The sequence below is a fragment of the Streptomyces millisiae genome, assembly GCF_031845425.1.
In the GTDB taxonomy this organism is placed as follows: Bacteria; Actinomycetota; Actinomycetes; order Streptomycetales; family Streptomycetaceae; genus Streptomyces; species Streptomyces millisiae.
The window spans coordinates 57,470-73,889 of record NZ_JAVREM010000011.1; the positions used below are offsets into that span (position 1 = coordinate 57,470).

Genomic DNA, 16,420 nt, shown 5'->3' on the forward strand with positions numbered 1-16,420 from the left:
ATGGCCTACACCGGAAACGTCACGGTCGGACAGCCGGCCGACGCCCACGAGCTCGCCAAGCTGATCATCTCCAAGGTCGCCGTGGGACCCATGCAGAACAACGCCTACCTGCTGCGCTGCCGTGAGACCGGCGAGCAGCTGCTGATCGACGCCGCCGCCGAGCCCCGCACGCTGCTGAACCTGATCGGTGACGACGGCCTCGCCACCGTCGTCACCACCCACCGGCACGGCGACCACTGGCAGGCGCTGCGGGAGGTCGTCGACGCCACCGGGGCCCGCACCCTCGCCGGCCGGCACGACGCCGAGGGCATCCCGGTCCCCACCGACGTGCTCGTCGACGACGGCGACGAGGTCACCGTCGGCGCCTGCCGGCTCACCGCGCGCCACCTCGTCGGCCACACCCCGGGGTCCATCGCCCTCGTCTACGACGACCCCGACGGCCACCCCCACCTCTTCACCGGCGACTGCCTCTTCCCCGGCGGCGTCGGCAACACCCACGACGACCCCGAGGCGTTCGCCAGCCTGCTGCACGACGTCGAGACCAAGCTCTTCGAGCGGCTCCCTGACGAGACCTGGGTCTACCCGGGACACGGCAACGACACCACCCTCGGCGCCGAGCGCCCCAAGCTCCCCGAGTGGCGCGAACGGGGCTGGTGACTCACCAAGGTCACTGAGTGTCAGTCCCCGGCAGTAGGGTTGCGCACATGGCCGATCCCTCCAGCTACCGCCCGCAGCCGGGCGAGATCCCCGACTCGCCGGGCGTCTACCGCTTTCGCGACGAGCACCGTCGGGTGATCTACGTGGGAAAGGCCAAGAGCCTGCGCCAGCGGCTCTCCTCCTACTTCCAGGACATCGGCGGGCTGCACCCCAGGACCGCCACCATGGTCACCACGGCCGCCTCGGTGGAGTGGACGGTGGTCGCCACCGAGGTCGAGGCGCTCCAGCTCGAGTACTCCTGGATCAAGGAGTACGACCCCAGGTTCAACGTCAAGTACCGGGACGACAAGAGCTACCCGTCGCTCGCCGTCACGATGAACGAGGAGATCCCCAGGGCCCAGGTGATGCGCGGCCCCAAGCGCAGGGGCGTGCGCTACTTCGGCCCCTACGCCCACGCCTGGGCCATCCGGGAGACGGTCGACCTGCTGCTGCGGGTCTTCCCCATCCGCACCTGCTCGGCCGGGGTGTTCAAGCGCGCCGCCGCGGTCGGGCGCCCCTGCCTCCTCGGCTACATCGACAAGTGCTCCGCGCCCTGCGTCGGCCGCGTCACCCCGGAGGAACACCGCGCCCTCGCCGAGGAGTTCTGCGACTTCATGGCCGGGCGCACCGGCACCTACCTGCGCCGCCTCGAGCAGGAGATGCACGAGGCCGCGGAGGAGCTCGAGTACGAGCGCGCCGGCCGGCTGCGGGACGACATCGAGGCCCTCAGGCGCGCCATGGAGAAGAACGCGGTGGTCCTCGCCGACGCCACCGACGCCGACCTCATCGCCCTCGCCGAGGACGAGCTCGAGGCGGCCGTGCAGATCTTCCACGTCCGCGGGGGCCGGGTGCGCGGCCAGCGCGGCTGGGTCACCGACCGGGTCGCCAACATCTCCACGGCCGAGCTGGTCGAGAGCGCCCTCACCCAGCTCTACGGCGAGGAGAGCGGCGAGGCCGTGCCGCGCGAGGTCCTGGTGCCCGCGCTCCCCGACCCGCCCGAGCCGGTCGCCGACTGGCTCAGCGGGCGCCGCGGCTCCCGGGTCAGCCTGCGGGTGCCCCAGCGCGGCGACAAGAAGGACCTGATGACCACGGTCGAGCGCAACGCCCAGCAGGCGCTCGCCCTGCACAAGACCAAGCGCGCCTCCGACCTCACCACCAGGTCCCGTGCCCTGGAGGAGATCGCCGAGGCCCTCGGCCTCGACTCCGCCCCGCTGCGCATCGAGTGCTTCGACGTCTCCCACCTCCAGGGCGACGACGTGGTGGCCTCCATGGTCGTCTTCGAGGACGGCCTGGCCCGGAAGAGCGAGTACCGGCGGTTCGAGATCAAGAGCTTCGCCGGCCAGGACGACGTCCGCGCCATGCACGAGGTCGTCTCCCGGCGCTTCCGCCGCTACCTCAGGGAGCGCGAGAAGACCGGCGAGTGGGCCGTGGAGGAACCGGAGGACGAGGTTCCCGCGTCCCTCCGCACGGAGGACGGCCGCCCCAAGCGCTTCGCCTACCCGCCCCAGCTCGTCGTGGTGGACGGCGGGCAGCCGCAGGTGGCCGCCGCCCGCCGGGCCATGGACGACCTCGGCATCGACGACGTCGCCGTCTGCGGCCTCGCCAAGCGGCTCGAGGAGGTATGGCTGCCGGGCGAGGAGGACCCGGTGATCCTGCCGCGCACCAGCGAGGGCCTCTACCTGCTGCAGCGCGTCAGGGACGAGGCGCACCGCTTCGCCATCCGCTATCAGCGTGGAAAGCGGTCACAATCGATAAGGAAGGGTCCCCTCGACACCGTCACCGGACTCGGGGAGGCCCGCAAGAAGGCCCTGCTCAAGCACTTCGGCTCGGTCAAGCGGCTCCGCGCCGCCACGGTCGAGGAGATCTGCGAGGTGCCCGGCATCGGCCGCAAGACCGCGGAGACGGTCGCCGCCGCGCTCGCCGCGAGCGGCCCGGCCGCCCCGGCGGTCAACACCGCCACCGGCGAGATCGTCGACGACTGAGCCGACGGTCACGCCCGGCGGTCGGCGCCCGGCACGGGGCCCGGCCCACCACGCGACAACACCCAGGAAACGGAACAGGCGGGGGACAGCAGACATGAGTGAACAGACAAGAGGCGAAGAACAGGCCCCGTCGCCGCCCGGCGGCGACGAGGTCGTCACCATCCCCGAGCTGGTGATCATCACCGGCATGTCAGGCGCCGGCCGCAGCACCGCGGCCAAGTGCCTGGAGGACCTCGGCTGGTTCGTCGTGGACAACCTGCCACCGGCCCTCATCCCGACCATGGTCGACCTCGGCGCCCGCTCCCAGGGCAACGTGGCGCGCATCGCCGTCGTGGTCGACGTCCGCGGCCGCAGCTTCTTCGACAGCCTCCGGGAGTCCCTGAGCGACCTGGCGGCCAAGGGCGTCACCCGCCGCGTGGTCTTCCTCGAGGCCTCGGACAACGCGCTGGTCCAGCGGTTCGAGTCGGTCCGCAGGCCGCACCCGCTGCAGGGTGACGGGCGGATCGTCGACGGCATCGCGGCCGAGCGCGACCTGCTGCGCGAGCTGCGCGGCGACGCCGACCTGGTCATCGACACATCCAACCTCAACGTGCACGAGCTGCGCGCCAAGATGGACGCCCAGTTCACCAGCGGCGACGAGCCGGAGCTGCGCGCGACGGTGATGTCCTTCGGCTACAAGTACGGCCTGCCGGTGGACGCCGACCACGTCGTGGACTGCCGGTTCCTGCCCAACCCGCACTGGGTGCCGGAGCTGCGGCCCTACACCGGCACCAGCGAGGAGGTCGCCGGCTACGTGTTCAACCAGCCCGGCGCCAAGGAGTTCCTCGACCGCTACGCGGAGCTGCTCCAGCTGATCGCCGGCGGCTACCGCCGCGAGGGCAAGCGCTACGTCACCATCGCCGTCGGCTGCACCGGCGGCAAGCACCGCAGCGTCGCCATGTCGGAGCGGCTGGCCCGCCGGCTGGCCGCGGAAGGGATCGAGACGGTCGTGGTCCACCGGGACATGGGGCGCGAATAGGAATGCCGCGCAAGGGGCTCCGGCAGCGCCGGACAGCGGACGGGGTCGGTCGCGCCCGGCGCGGCGGCAGGCCGCGGGGCGGGCGCCGGGCCCAGCCCAAGGTCGTCGCGCTCGGCGGCGGCATGGGCCTGGCGGCCTCGCTGGCCGCACTGCGGCGGATCACCGGCGACCTGACCGCCGTGGTCACGGTCGCCGACGACGGCGGGTCGAGCGGCCGGCTGCGCGCCGAGCTCGGCGTGCTGCCGCCCGGCGACCTGCGCAAGGCGCTGGCCGCCCTGTGCGGCGACGACGACTGGGGGCGCACCTGGTCCGAGGTGGTGCAGCACCGGTTCAAGAGCGAGGGCGCCCTCCACGACCACGCCGTGGGCAACCTGCTGATCGTCGCCCTCTGGGAGCAGCTCGGCGACCACGTCCGCGCCCTGGACCTGGTCGGCAAGCTGCTCGGCGCGCACGGCCGGGTGCTCCCGATGTCCGCCGTGCCGCTGGAGCTCGAGGCGCTGGTCCGCGGCCACGAGCCCGGCCGCCCCGAGGAGTTGAGCCGGGTCAGGGGCCAGGTGGCGGTGGCGCTCACCCCCGGCGAGGTGCGCCAGGTCATGCTGGTGCCCGCCGCCCCGCCCGCGGTCCCCGAGGCCGTCGAGGCGGTCCTCGACGCCGACTGGGTGGTGCTCGGCCCGGGCTCCTGGTTCTCCTCCGTCATCCCGCACCTGCTGGTCCCCGAGCTGCTCGACGCCCTGACCCGCACCAAGGCCCGCCGCGTGCTCTCACTCAACCTGGCCCCGCAGCCCGGCGAAACTGATGGCTTCTCCCCGCAGCGTCATGTGGAGGTTTTGGTACAACACGCCCCTAAACTCGCCTTCGACGTGGTGCTGGCAGACCAGGCCGCCGTCCCGGACCAGGAGAGCCTGAGCCGGGCCGCCGAGCGTCTTGGGGCCAGGGTCGAGCTGGCACCGGTGGCCGCCGCCGGGGGCATGCCCGACGGGGCGGTGTCTCCCCGGCACGACCCGGAGCTGCTGGCGGCCGCGTACGACCGTATTTTTCGGATGCATGGAAGGATCGGCCCATGGCGATGACGGCTGCGGTGAAGGACGAGATCTCCCGGCTTCCCGTCACCCGCACCTGCTGCCGCAAGTCGGAGGTGTCGTCGATCCTGCGCTTCGCGGGCGGCCTGCACCTGGTCAGCGGGCGGATCGTGATCGAGGCCGAGCTCGACACCGGGATCGCGGCCCGGCGGCTGCGCCGGGACATCCTGGAGATCTTCGGCCACACCTCCGACCTGGTCGTGATGGCCCCCGGCGGGCTGCGGCGCGGCAGCCGGTACGTGGTGCGCGTCGTGGCGGGCGGTGACCAGCTGGCCCGCCAGACCGGCCTGGTCGACGGCCGCGGCCGGCCCATCCGCGGCCTGCCACCACAGGTGGTCTCCGGCGCCACCTGCGACGCGGAGGCCGCCTGGCGCGGAGCCTTCCTCGCCCACGGCTCGCTGACCGAGCCGGGCCGCTCCTCCTCGCTGGAGGTCACCTGCCCCGGGCCGGAGGCCGCCCTCGCCCTGGTCGGCGCGGCGCGCCGGCTGCAGATCGGCGCCAAGGCCCGCGAGGTGCGCAGCGTGGACCGCGTCGTCGTCCGGGACGGTGACGCCATCGGCGCCCTGTTGACGCGGCTCGGCGCCCACGAGTCGGTGCTCGCCTGGGAGGAGCGCCGGATGCGGCGCGAGGTCAGAGCCACCGCCAACCGCCTCGCCAACTTCGACGACGCCAACCTCCGCCGCTCCGCCCGCGCGGCCGTGGCCGCCGGCGCCCGCGTGCAGCGCGCGCTGGAGATCCTGGGCGAGGAGGTGCCGGAGCACCTGGCCGCCGCCGGTCGGCTGCGGATGGACCACAAGCAGGCGTCGCTGGAGGAGTTGGGCGCGCTGGCCGAGCCGCCGCTCACCAAGGACGCGGTCGCCGGCCGCATCCGCCGGCTGCTCGCCATGGCCGACAAGCGGGCGCAGGACCTGGGTATCCCGGGCACCGAGGCCAGCCTCACCGAGGAGATGGTGGGCTGACCGCGTCCCCTCCGAGGGCGCCGCGGCGATCGGCCGAGGGGTGTTCCGGCCCGGAATCACGGGCCGGAACACCCCATGGCCGATGTCATACGCGCCGGGTGGTCGCGGTAGGGTCGGAGATGGTCGGGGACATCCCAATACATCGTCGCCGGTGTCCGTTTCGCCGGCGTACCAACGAGGAGATCGGTTCGTGACGATCCGCGTAGGAATCAACGGCTTTGGCCGTATCGGTCGCAACTACTTCCGCGCGCTCCTTGAACAGGGAGCGGATGTCCAGATCGTTGGCGTCAACGACCTGACCGACAACGCGACCCTGGTGCACCTGCTGAAGTACGACAGCATCCTCGGCCGGCTGAAGCAGGAGGTCAGCCACACCGAGGACACCATCACGGTCGGCAACCAGACCTTCAAGACCCTGGCCGAGCGCGACCCGGCCAACCTGCCCTGGGGCGAGCTGGGCGCCGACCTCGTCATCGAGTCGACCGGCATCTTCACCAAGCGCGCCGACGCCGCCAAGCACCTGGCCGCCGGCGCCAAGAAGGTCCTGATCTCCGCGCCCGCCAAGGACGAGGACATCACGGTCGTCATGGGCGTCAACCAGGACAAGTACGACCCGGCCGCGCACGACGTCATCTCCAACGCCTCCTGCACCACCAACTGTGTGGCGCCGATGGCCAAGGTGCTCGACGAGAGCTTCGGCATCGTCAAGGGCCTGATGACCACGGTCCACGCCTACACCAACGACCAGCGCATCCTGGACTTCCCGCACAAGGACCTGCGCCGGGCCCGCGCCGCCGCGGTCAACATCATCCCGACCACCACCGGCGCCGCCAAGGCCACCTCGCTGGTCCTGCCGCAGCTCAAGGGCAAGCTGGACGGCATCGCGCTCCGCGTGCCGGTCCCCACCGGCTCCGTCACCGACCTGGTGGTCGAGCTGGACCGCGAGGTCACCAAGGAAGAGGTCAACGCGGCCTTCAGGACCGCTGCCGAGACCCAGCTCAAGGGCATCCTGGAGTACACCGAGGACCAGATCGTCTCCTCGGACATCGTCAACTGGCCGGCCTCCTGCACCCTGGACGCCTCGCTCACCATGGCGCAGGGCAAGCAGGTCAAGATCGTCGGCTGGTACGACAACGAGTGGGGCTACTCCAACCGCCTCGTCGACCTCACCGTCTACGTCGGCGAGCGTCTGTAAACAGGCGACGCGATTCCGTCGGAGCAGCAGGAGCTTTGGGGCCCGCGGCGCGCGCCGCGGGCCCGGGGCCTGTCTTCCGGATCTTCGCGGGCTCGCGACGGGCCCCCAGCCTGGCGGCTGGGAGGTGCCCCCAGGCATCCCGGCTGGCTGCGTTGCCGAATCGCGCGAGTACGGCCAAGTACGAGCTGCGCTGCGGCCGACATGCGGCTCCGCCGCGTGAGGCGCCTTGCCAGTCGGGCGTCAGCCGCCGCTCGCTGATCCACGAAGACCAAAAGACAGGCCCAGGCGCAACAGCCCTTCAGGAGCCGGAAGACACACCATGCAGACGATTGACGATCTCCAGGTCGCCGGGCAGCGGGTCTTCGTCCGTGCCGACCTCAACGTCCCGCTCGACGGCGAGACGATCACCGACGACGGCCGCATCCGCGCCGCCGTGCCGACGATCACCAGGCTCGCCGACGCGGGCGCCAAGGTGATCGTGGCCTCCCACCTCGGTCGCCCCAAGGGCGCGCCCGAGCCCAAGTACTCGCTGGCCCCGGTCGCCCGGCGGCTCGGCGAACTGCTCGGCAGGCCCGTCGCGTTCGCCACCGACACCGTCGGCGACAGCGCCGCCGCCACCGTCGCCTCGCTGGGCGGAGGACAGGTGGCGCTGCTCGAGAACCTCCGCTTCAACCCCGGCGAGACCAGCAAGGACGACGCGGAGCGCGGCGCCTTCGCCGACCAGCTCGCGGCCCTCGCCGACGCCTACGTCGGCGACGGCTTCGGCGCCGTCCACCGCAGGCACGCCTCCGTCTACGACCTCCCGGCCCGGCTGCCGCACGCCGCCGGCGGCCTGATCGCCACCGAGGTCGGCGTGCTGCGTCAGCTCACCGACGACGTGTCCCGCCCCTACGCGGTGGCGCTCGGCGGCGCCAAGGTCTCCGACAAGCTCGGCGTCATCGCCCACCTCCTCGAGCGCGCCGACCGCATCCTGATCGGCGGCGGCATGGCCTACACCTTCCTCAAGGCCCAGGGCCACGAGGTCGGCGACTCGCTGCTCCAGGAGGACCAGATCCCGGCCGTCCAGGGCTACCTGGAGCAGGCGAAGGAGCGCGGCGTCGAGTTCGTGCTCCCCGTCGACGTGGTCGCCACCAAGGAGTTCCCCGACCTGTCCACCAAGGCCCCGGTCGAGGCCAGCGTGGTGTCGGCCGACGCCATCCCGGCCGGTCTGATGGGCCTGGACATCGGCCCGGAGACCAGGAAGCTGTACGCGGCCAAGCTCGCCGACGCCGCCACCGTCTTCTGGAACGGCCCGATGGGCGTCTTCGAGCACCCCGACCTCGCCGAGGGGACCAGGGCCGTGGCCCAGGCCCTGGTGGACAGCTCCGCCTTCAGCGTCGTGGGCGGCGGCGACTCGGCCGCGGCCGTCCGCATCCTCGGCTTCGACGAGGCCGCCTTCGGTCACATCTCGACCGGCGGCGGCGCCAGCCTCGAATACCTGGAGGGCAAGACCCTCCCCGGCCTCGCCGCACTGGAGGACTGACCCATGGCCACCGCGTCTTCGCGCACCCCGCTGATGGCGGGCAACTGGAAGATGAACCTCAACCACCTGGAGGCCATCGCCCACGTCCAGAAGCTGGCCTTCGCCCTCTCCGACAAGGACTACGACGCCGTCGAGGTCGCCGTCCTGCCGCCCTTCACCGACCTGCGCTCGGTGCAGACCCTGGTCGACGGCGACAAGCTCAAGATCAAGTACGGCGCCCAGGACATCTCGGCCCACGACTCGGGCGCCTACACGGGCGAGATCTCCGGGCCCATGCTGGCCAAGCTCAACTGCACCTACGTCGTGATCGGCCACTCCGAGCGACGGCAGTACCACGGCGAGGCCGAGGAGACCTGCAACGCCAAGGTCAGGGCCGCCTACCGGCACGGGCTCACCCCGATCCTCTGCGTCGGCGAGCCGCTCGAGGTCCGCAAGGCCGGCACCCACGTCGAGCACACCCTCGCCCAGCTCGACGGGGCCCTCAAGGACGTGCCGGCCGGCCAGGCCGAGTCGATCGTCATCGCCTACGAGCCGGTCTGGGCCATCGGCACCGGCGAGGTCGCCACCCCGGAGGACGCGCAGGAGGTCTGCGCGGCGATCAGGGGCAGGCTCGCCGAGCTCTACGACGGCTCGCTGGCCGACCAGGTGCGGATCCAGTACGGCGGCTCGGTCAAGGCCGGGAACGTGGCCGCGATCATGGCCCAGCCGGACGTGGACGGGGCCCTCGTCGGGGGCGCCGCGCTGGACGCCGACGAGTTCGTCAAGATCGTCCGATTCCGCGACCAGTAGAATCCGCTGGATCGGCACCGCGCGGTACGCTGTCGGGGGCCGGCCGGCGCGGGCGGGTAGCCGTGCGGCCGGCCCAAGGCAAAGATCACTTGTCCGTGCGACGTTGTTGAGAGAGTTGGTCCAGTCGTGGAGACGGCGTTCCAGATCGCGCTGATCATCTTCAGCTTCCTGTTGGCCTTGCTCGTGCTCATGCACAAGGGGAAGGGCGGCGGTCTCTCCGACATGTTCGGCGGAGGCATGCAGTCCTCGGTCGGCGGTTCGTCGGTCGCCGAGCGGAACCTGGACCGGATCACGGTCGTGGTCGGGCTCATCTGGTTCGGGATCGTCGTGATCCTCGGCCTGTTGATGCGGTCCTGACGACGGCCTCGCCATGAACGGGTAAGTCAGTAACTCGAAGCACTGGACGTGCGTTGAGCCTTGCATAAACTGAGGACTTCGCAGGATGTCAGGCAGGAGTAACGACCGTGGCAGGTGGCAACGCGATCCGGGGTAGCCGGGTCGGCGCGGGGCCCATGGGTGAGGCCGAGCGCGGCGAGTCCGCTCCTCGGCTCAGGGTCTCCTTCTGGTGTGCGAACGGGCACGAGACACAGCCCAGCTTCGCGAGCGACGCACAGATTCCGGACACCTGGGACTGCCCGCGCTGCGGCTTCCCGGCCGGCACCGAGCGGGACTCGCCTCCGGACCCACCGCGCACCGAGCCGTACAAGACCCATCTCGCTTATGTCCGTGAGCGGCGCAGCGACGCCGACGGCGAGGCGATCCTCGCCGAGGCGCTGGCGAAGCTGCGCGGCGAGATCTGAGGGCGGTCCTCCCCCCTCCGCGCGGGTCTCTCGGGCCCGGGCTCCCGGTTCACCCACCGGGGCCCGGGCCCGTCGCGTACCCGCTCCCGACCGATCGACTAGCGTTGCGCGCGGGGTGGGAACAGCGAGACGGACGGATGGGTTGACCGGGTATGAGGCTCGATCGGACTGCTGAGTGGAGCGCGTTGGCGAAGCACCGGGATGACCTGGGGGAGGTGCATCTGCGGGAGCTGTTCGCCGGCGACGCCGGGCGGGCCGAGCGCTACCAGGCCCGGGTCGGCGACCTGCGCGTCGACTACTCGAAGAACCTGGTGACGGACGAGACGCTGCGGCTGCTGCGGGCGCTCGCCGAGGCCACCGGGGTCGCCGGGCTGCGGGACGCCATGTTCCGCGGCGAGCGCATCAACATCACCGAGGACCGTGCCGTGTTGCACACCGCGCTGCGCGCCCCGCGGGACGCCGTGATCGAGGTCGACGGGGAGAACGTGGTGCCCGCCGTGCACGCGGTCCTCGACCGGATGGCCGACTTCGCCGAGCGGGTGCGCTCCGGCGAGTGGACCGGCCACACCGGCAGGCGCGTCAGGAACGTGGTGAACATCGGCATCGGCGGCTCCGACCTCGGCCCCGCCATGGCCTACGAGGTGCTGCGGCCCTACGCCGCCCGGGAGTTGACCTTCCGTTTCGTCTCCAACGTGGACGGCGCCGACCTGCACGAGGCGGTGCGCGACCTGGACCCGGCCGAGACGCTGTTCATCGTCGCCTCCAAGACGTTCACCACCCTGGAGACCATCACCAACGCCACCTCGGCGCGCGAGTGGCTGCTCGCCGGCCTCGGCGGCGACCAGGCCGCGATCGCACGCCACTTCGTGGCCGTGTCCACCAACGCCGAGAAGGTCGCCGAGTTCGGCATCGACACCCAGAACATGTTCGAGTTCTGGGACTGGGTCGGCGGCCGCTACTCCTACGACTCGGCCATCGGCCTGTCGCTGGTCATCGCCATCGGACCCGAGCGGTTCCGCGAGATGCTGGCCGGCTTCCACCTCGTCGACGAGCACTTCCGCACCGCGCCGATCGAGTCCAACGTGCCGATGCTGCTCGGCCTGTTGGGCGTCTGGTACGGCGGCTTCTGGGACGCCCAGTCGCACGCCGTGCTGCCCTACAGCCACTACCTCTCCCGGTTCACCGCCTACCTCCAGCAGTTGGACATGGAGTCCAACGGCAAGTACGTCGACCGGCAGGGCGAGCCGGTGAGTTGGGGTACGGGACCCGTGGTGTGGGGCACCCCGGGCACCAACGGGCAGCACGCCTACTACCAGTTGCTGCACCAGGGCACCAAGCTGATCCCGGCCGACCTCATCGGCTTCGCCCGGCCGGTCGCCGAGCTCTCGCCCACCCTCGCCGCCCAGCACGACCTGCTGATGGCCAACCTCTTCGCGCAGGGCCAGGCGTTGGCGTTCGGCAAGACCGCGGAGGAGGTGCGGGCCGAGGGCGTCGCCGAGGAGCTCGTGCCGCACCGCACCTTCCCCGGGAACCGGCCCACCACCACCATCCTGGCCGCCGAGCTGACCCCGTCCGTGCTCGGTCAGCTCGTCGCCCTGTACGAGCACAAGGTGTTCGTCCAGGGCGCGGTCTGGGACATCGACTCCTTCGACCAGTGGGGCGTCGAGCTCGGCAAGGTGCTCGCCAAGCGCGTCGAGCCGGCCCTCACCGAAGGCGCGGACGTGCCCGGGCTCGACGCCTCCACGGCGCGGCTCGTCGCCACCTACCGCGAGTTGCGCGGTCGTTAGCTAGGCCCTGTCCTAGGAGAGGCGCTCCGGCGGCAGGGCCGAGGCGGCGGCGCGGTCGAGCAGCCACAGGGTGCGGGCCGTGCCGCGCGCGCCGGCCGCCGGCGCCTCGGCGGCGTCCGCCTCGTCGGCGAGCGCGGTGGCCACCGCCTTGGCCTTGTCCTCGCCGGCCGCCAGCAGCCACACCTGGCGCGCCGAGCGGATCGCCGGCAGCGTCAGCGTGATGCGGGTGGGCGGCGGCTTGGGGGCGTTCCGCACGGCGAGCACCGTCTGCTTCTCCTCCCGCACCGCGGGGAGCCCGGGGAACAGCGAGGCCACGTGGGTGTCCGGGCCCACGCCCAGCATCAGCACGTCGAAGGGGCCCGCCGCCACCGCCAGTTCGGCGGCGTAGGAGGTGGCCGCCGCGTCGACGTCGTCGCCGTGCCGGCCGTCGGACGCCGGCATCGGATGCACCCGCGCCGGGTCGAGCGGCAGCGCGTCGAGCAGCGCCTGCCTGGCCTGCGTCACATTGCGCTCCGGGTCGCCCTCCGGCAGGAAGCGCTCGTCGCCCCACCACAGGTCGACCCGCGCCCAGTCCACGGCCTCCCTGGCCGGCGAGACGGCCAGCGCGGCCAGCACCCCGTTGCCGTTGCGGCCGCCGGTCAGCACCACGGACGCCGAGCCGCGGGCCGTCTGCGCGTCCACGATCTCCGTGACCAGCCGGGCCGCCGTGGCCTGCGCCATCAGCTCCTTGTCGCGGTGCACCACCAGACGCGGCGTCGCCGTCATGCCTTCTTCTCCCTGCTCCGGGTGGACTTCGCGGACCTGCTCGACTTCGTGGCCGCCCGGCCGGGCCGGGGCCGGTCCTCGCCCGGCGAGCGCCTGGGCAGCGGTGCCCGCTCCTGGGCCCGCGCCGCGTCGGCCGGGTCGGCCGCGACCGACGCGGATCCGAGCCCGTCCGCGCCGCGCCGCACCGCATCCGCGTACGCCTCGTCCGGGTCGAGCCGGCGCAGCTCCTCGGCGATCAGCTCCGCCGTCGACCGCCGGTGCAGCGCCACGTGCCGGTCCGGCTGCCCGGGAACCGCCAGCGTGGCCAGCGAACCGTTCGCCCGGTCCAGGCAGATGACCCCGTCCTCCGTGATCAGCCGCACCGCCGTGATGCCGGGCCCCGGCGAGACCACCCGGTCCACCGGCACCGCGAGCCGCTCAGCGAGCCACAGCGCCAGCAGCTCGCTGCTCGGGTTGTACTCCTCGCCCGACACCTCGGCCGCCGTGATCCGGCCGTGCCGCTGGTCGAGCGCGGCCGCCAGCACGCTGCGCCACGGCGTGATCCGGGTCCAGGCCAGGTCGGTGTCGCCGGGCGCGTAGACCCTGGCCCGCTCGCCGAGCGCCGCCACCGGGTCCTCGCAGGCCGCCGCGTCCGTGATCCGCCGCTGCGCCAGCGTGCCGAGCAGGTCCTCCGCCGGATGCGGCGGCGCCTCGTCGGGCCACCAGACCACCACCGGCGCGTCCGGCAGCAGCAGCGGCAGCACCACGCTGTAGGCGTGGCCCGCCAGCTCGCCGTGCAGCCGCAGCAGCACCGTCTCGCCGTTGCCCGTCTCGCCGCCCACCCGCACCTCGGCGTCGAGCCGCGCGGTGGCGCGCTCGCGCGGCGAACGCCCGGGGCGCCTGATCACCACCAGGATCCGGGACGGGTGCTCCTTGGACGCCTCGCTCGCCGCCCGGAGCGCGTCGTAGTGGTTCCCCTCGTCGGTGACGATGACCAGGGTCAGCACCATGCCGACCGCCGCCCCCACCGCCCGCCTGGCCTCGACGAGCGCCGCGTTGACCTTGCTCGACGTCGTGTCGGTGAGATCGATGTTCATGGCCGGCGCCAGCTCCGTCCGTCTCGTGCCAGCATCTCGTCCGCCGCCGTCGGGCCCCAGGTGCCCGAGGCGTACGGCTCGGGCTTACCGTGCCGGTCCCAGTACTCCTCGACGGGGTCGAGGATCTCCCAGGACCGCTCCACCTCCTGGTGGCGGGGGAAGAGGTTGGCGTCGCCGAGCAGCACGTCGAGCAGCAGGCGTTCGTACGCCTCGGGGCTGGACTCGGTGAAGGACTCGCCGTAGGCGAAGTCCATGGTGACGTCCCTGATCTCCATCTGGGTGCCGGGCACCTTGGAGCCGAACCGCACCGTGACGCCCTCGTCCGGCTGCACCCGGATCACCAGCGCGTTGTGGCCCAGCTCCTGGGTGTCGGTGGCGTCGAACGGTGAGTAGGGCGCCCGCTGGAAGACCACCGCGATCTCCGTGACCCGGCGGCCGAGACGCTTGCCGGTGCGCAGGTAGAACGGCACCCCGGCCCACCGCCGGTTGTCGATCTCCAGCTTGACGGCCGCGTAGGTGTCGGTGGTGGAGTCGGCGTCGATGCCCTCCTCCTCCAGATAGCCGAGCACCCTCTCGCCGCCCTGCCAGCCGCCCGTGTACTGGCCGCGCACCGTGTGCCGGCCCAGGTCGTGCGGCAGGCGCACCGCCTCGAGCACCTTCAGCTTCTCGGTCACCAGCGCGTCGGCCTCGAACGAGGACGGCTCCTCCATCGCGGTGAGGGCGAGCAGCTGGAGGAGGTGGTTCTGGATGACGTCGCGGGCGGAGCCGATGCCGTCGTAGTAGCCGGCGCGGCCGCCGATGCCGATGTCCTCGGCCATGGTGATCTGCACGTGGTCCACGTAGGACCGGTTCCAGATCGGCTCGAACATCGTGTTGGCGAACCGCAGCGCCAGGATGTTCTGGACCGTCTCCTTGCCCAGGTAGTGGTCGATCCGGAACACCTCGTGCGGCGCGAACACCTCGTGCACCACCGCGTTCAGCTCCCGCGCGCTGGCCAGGTCGTGACCGAAGGGCTTCTCGATCACCGCCCGCCGCCACGAGCCGTCCGGCGCCTCCGACAGGCCGCTGCTGCGCAGCTGCCGCACCACGTCGGGGAAGTACTTCGGCGGCACCGACAGGTAGAACGCGAAGTTCCCGCCCGTGCCGCGCTCCTTGTCGAGCTGCTCGATCGTCTCGCGCAGCGTCGCGAAGGCGTCGTCGTCGCCGAAGACGCCGGGCACGAACCGCATGCCCTCGGCCAGCTGCCGCCAGACCTCCTCGCGGAACGGGGTGCGCGAGTACCGGCTCACCGACTCGCGCACCACCTCGGCGAAGTCCTCGTTCTCCCAGTCCCGGCGGGCGAAGCCCACCAGCGAGAAGCCCGGCGGCAGCAGACCCCGGTTGGCGAGGTCGTAGACCGCCGGCATCAGCTTCTTGCGCGACAGGTCACCCGTCACACCGAAGATCACCAGACCGGAGGGGCCCGCGATGCGCGGCAGCCGCCGGTCCTGCGCGGTGCGCAGCGGGTTGCCGCCGGCCGGGGGCCGGGACGACGCCGCCCGCTTCGATCCGCCGCTCACCCGCCGTTCAGCCCTTCCCACCGGCGAGGCGCTCGAGCTCCGCCCTGGTGGAGTCCAGCAGGCCGTCCCAGGAGTGGGCGAACTTCTCCACGCCCTCGTCCTCCAGGACCTGCACCACGTCGTCGTACGACACGCCGAGCTTCTCCAGCGCGTCCAGCACGCCGCGGGCCTCCTCGTAGGTGCCGGCGATCGTGTTCCCGCTGATCACGCCGTGGTCCTCGACCGCCCGCAGGGTGGCCTCCGGCATGGTGTTCACGGTGCCGGGCGCCACGAGGTCCGCGACGTACATGGTGTCCGGGTAGGCCGGGTCCTTGACGCCGGTGGAGGCCCACAGCGGCCGCTGCGGGTTGGCGCCCTCCCGCGACAGGGCCTGCCAGCGGTCGGCCGCCACGACCTCCTCGAACGCCTGGTAGGCCAGCCGGGCGTTGGCCACCGCCGCCTTGCCGCGCAGCGCCGTGGCCTCCGGCGTGCCCAGCGCGTCGAGCCGCTTGTCGACCTCGGTGTCCACCCGGGAGACGAAGAACGACGCCACCGAGTAGATGGCCGACAGGTCCAGGCCCTTGGCCTTCGCCTTCTCCAGGCCCGCCTGGTAGGCGTCCATCACCTCGCGGTAGCGGTCGAGCGAGAAGATCAGCGTCACGTTCACGCTGATGCCACGCCCGATGACCTCGGTGATGGCCGGCAGCCCGGCCCGGGTCGCCGGGATCTTGATGAACGTGTTGGGGCGGTCCACCAGCCAGGCCAGCTGCTTGGCCTCGGCGACGGTGGCCGCCGTGTCGTGCGCGAGCCGGGGGTCCACCTCGATGGACACCCGGCCGTCGAGACCGCCGGTCGCCTCGTGCAGCGGACGCAGCACGTCGGCCGCGTCCCGCACGTCGGCGGTGGTGATCATGCGCACCGCCTCCTCGACCGTCACCCGCCTGGCGGCCAGGTCGGCCACCTGCTCCTCGTAGCCGTCGCCGCCCGAGATCGCCTTCTGGAAGATCGTCGGGTTGGTCGTCACGCCCACGACATGCTGCTGGTCAAGCAGCTCACCGAGGTTGCCTGAGCTGATCCGGGCCCGGGACAGGTCGTCCAGCCAGATCGCCACGCCCTCTTCGGAAAGGCGTCCGAGTGCGTCTGTCATTGGAATCGCGTCTCCTGGTGTCTGTCGTGTGCCGTCGTCGTCGTTGACCGGTACGGGCGGGTGGTGG

Annotated in this window: 15 protein-coding genes; 11 read left to right on the forward strand and 4 right to left on the reverse strand. The window is 72.0% G+C overall.

The window, feature by feature from the left end:
• From RNC47_RS12255 to pgi, 11 genes are all read left to right on the forward strand, one after another.
• Positions 1 to 657, forward strand: coding sequence for an MBL fold metallo-hydrolase (locus tag RNC47_RS12255; protein WP_311598184.1), 657 nt, complete (start codon positions 1 to 3; stop codon positions 655 to 657).
• 47 nt (positions 658 to 704) lie between these two features.
• Positions 705 to 2,678 carry an excinuclease ABC subunit UvrC gene (gene uvrC / locus RNC47_RS12260; RefSeq protein ID WP_311598186.1) on the forward strand — a complete coding sequence of 658 codons (1,974 nt, stop codon included), beginning with the start codon at positions 705 to 707 and terminating at the stop codon, positions 2,676 to 2,678.
• 94 nt (positions 2,679 to 2,772) lie between these two features.
• Positions 2,773 to 3,696, forward strand: coding sequence for an RNase adapter RapZ (gene rapZ / locus RNC47_RS12265; RefSeq protein ID WP_311598188.1), 924 nt, complete (start codon positions 2,773 to 2,775; stop codon positions 3,694 to 3,696).
• 2 nt (positions 3,697 to 3,698) lie between these two features.
• Positions 3,699 to 4,766: a gluconeogenesis factor YvcK family protein gene (locus RNC47_RS12270; protein ID WP_311598190.1), complete on the forward strand. Its 1,068-nt coding sequence runs from the start codon at positions 3,699 to 3,701 to the stop codon at positions 4,764 to 4,766.
• On the forward strand, positions 4,757 to 5,734 hold the full coding sequence (whiA, locus tag RNC47_RS12275) for a DNA-binding protein WhiA (RefSeq protein ID WP_311598192.1): 978 nt from the start codon (positions 4,757 to 4,759) through the stop codon (positions 5,732 to 5,734). The genes RNC47_RS12270 and whiA overlap by 10 nt, the downstream gene beginning before the upstream one ends.
• Before the next feature lie 190 nt (positions 5,735 to 5,924).
• Complete coding sequence (gene gap, locus RNC47_RS12280; RefSeq protein WP_311598194.1) at positions 5,925 to 6,929, forward strand: type I glyceraldehyde-3-phosphate dehydrogenase; 1,005 nt, start codon at positions 5,925 to 5,927, stop codon at positions 6,927 to 6,929.
• Positions 6,930 to 7,248: 319 nt separating this feature from the next.
• A complete protein-coding gene (locus RNC47_RS12285; protein ID WP_311598196.1) occupies positions 7,249 to 8,451 on the forward strand; it encodes a phosphoglycerate kinase in 1,203 nt (400 codons plus the stop codon).
• A 3-nt stretch (positions 8,452 to 8,454) separates the two neighbouring features.
• A complete protein-coding gene (tpiA, locus tag RNC47_RS12290) occupies positions 8,455 to 9,240 on the forward strand; it encodes a triose-phosphate isomerase (RefSeq protein ID WP_311598198.1) in 786 nt (261 codons plus the stop codon).
• A 126-nt stretch (positions 9,241 to 9,366) separates the two neighbouring features.
• Positions 9,367 to 9,597 carry a preprotein translocase subunit SecG gene (gene secG / locus RNC47_RS12295; protein WP_132928653.1) on the forward strand — a complete coding sequence of 77 codons (231 nt, stop codon included), beginning with the start codon at positions 9,367 to 9,369 and terminating at the stop codon, positions 9,595 to 9,597.
• A gap of 107 nt (positions 9,598 to 9,704) precedes the next feature.
• Entirely contained in the window at positions 9,705 to 10,040 is a 336-nt protein-coding gene (locus RNC47_RS12300; protein ID WP_132819565.1) for an RNA polymerase-binding protein RbpA, read from the forward strand.
• A gap of 152 nt (positions 10,041 to 10,192) precedes the next feature.
• Complete coding sequence (pgi, locus tag RNC47_RS12305) at positions 10,193 to 11,827, forward strand: glucose-6-phosphate isomerase (RefSeq protein ID WP_311598203.1); 1,635 nt, start codon at positions 10,193 to 10,195, stop codon at positions 11,825 to 11,827.
• Between the two features lie 12 nt (positions 11,828 to 11,839).
• Here the strand turns inward: pgi and pgl are convergent, their stop codons facing one another.
• Genes pgl through tal form a run of 4 tightly spaced genes read right to left on the reverse strand, consistent with a single transcriptional unit; the run spans position 11,840 to position 16,353 of the window.
• A complete protein-coding gene (gene pgl, locus RNC47_RS12310) occupies positions 11,840 to 12,592 on the reverse strand; it encodes a 6-phosphogluconolactonase (protein WP_311598205.1) in 753 nt (250 codons plus the stop codon).
• Complete coding sequence (gene opcA / locus RNC47_RS12315; RefSeq protein ID WP_311598207.1) at positions 12,589 to 13,668, reverse strand: glucose-6-phosphate dehydrogenase assembly protein OpcA; 1,080 nt, start codon at positions 13,666 to 13,668, stop codon at positions 12,589 to 12,591. The genes pgl and opcA overlap by 4 nt, the downstream gene beginning before the upstream one ends.
• Positions 13,665 to 15,227 carry a glucose-6-phosphate dehydrogenase gene (gene zwf, locus RNC47_RS12320; protein WP_311598208.1) on the reverse strand — a complete coding sequence of 521 codons (1,563 nt, stop codon included), beginning with the start codon at positions 15,225 to 15,227 and terminating at the stop codon, positions 13,665 to 13,667. Before zwf ends, opcA begins: the two co-directional genes overlap by 4 nt.
• Positions 15,228 to 15,234: 7 nt before the next feature.
• Positions 15,235 to 16,353: a transaldolase gene (gene tal, locus RNC47_RS12325; RefSeq protein ID WP_311598209.1), complete on the reverse strand. Its 1,119-nt coding sequence runs from the start codon at positions 16,351 to 16,353 to the stop codon at positions 15,235 to 15,237.
• Between the last annotated feature and the right edge of the window lie 67 nt (positions 16,354 to 16,420).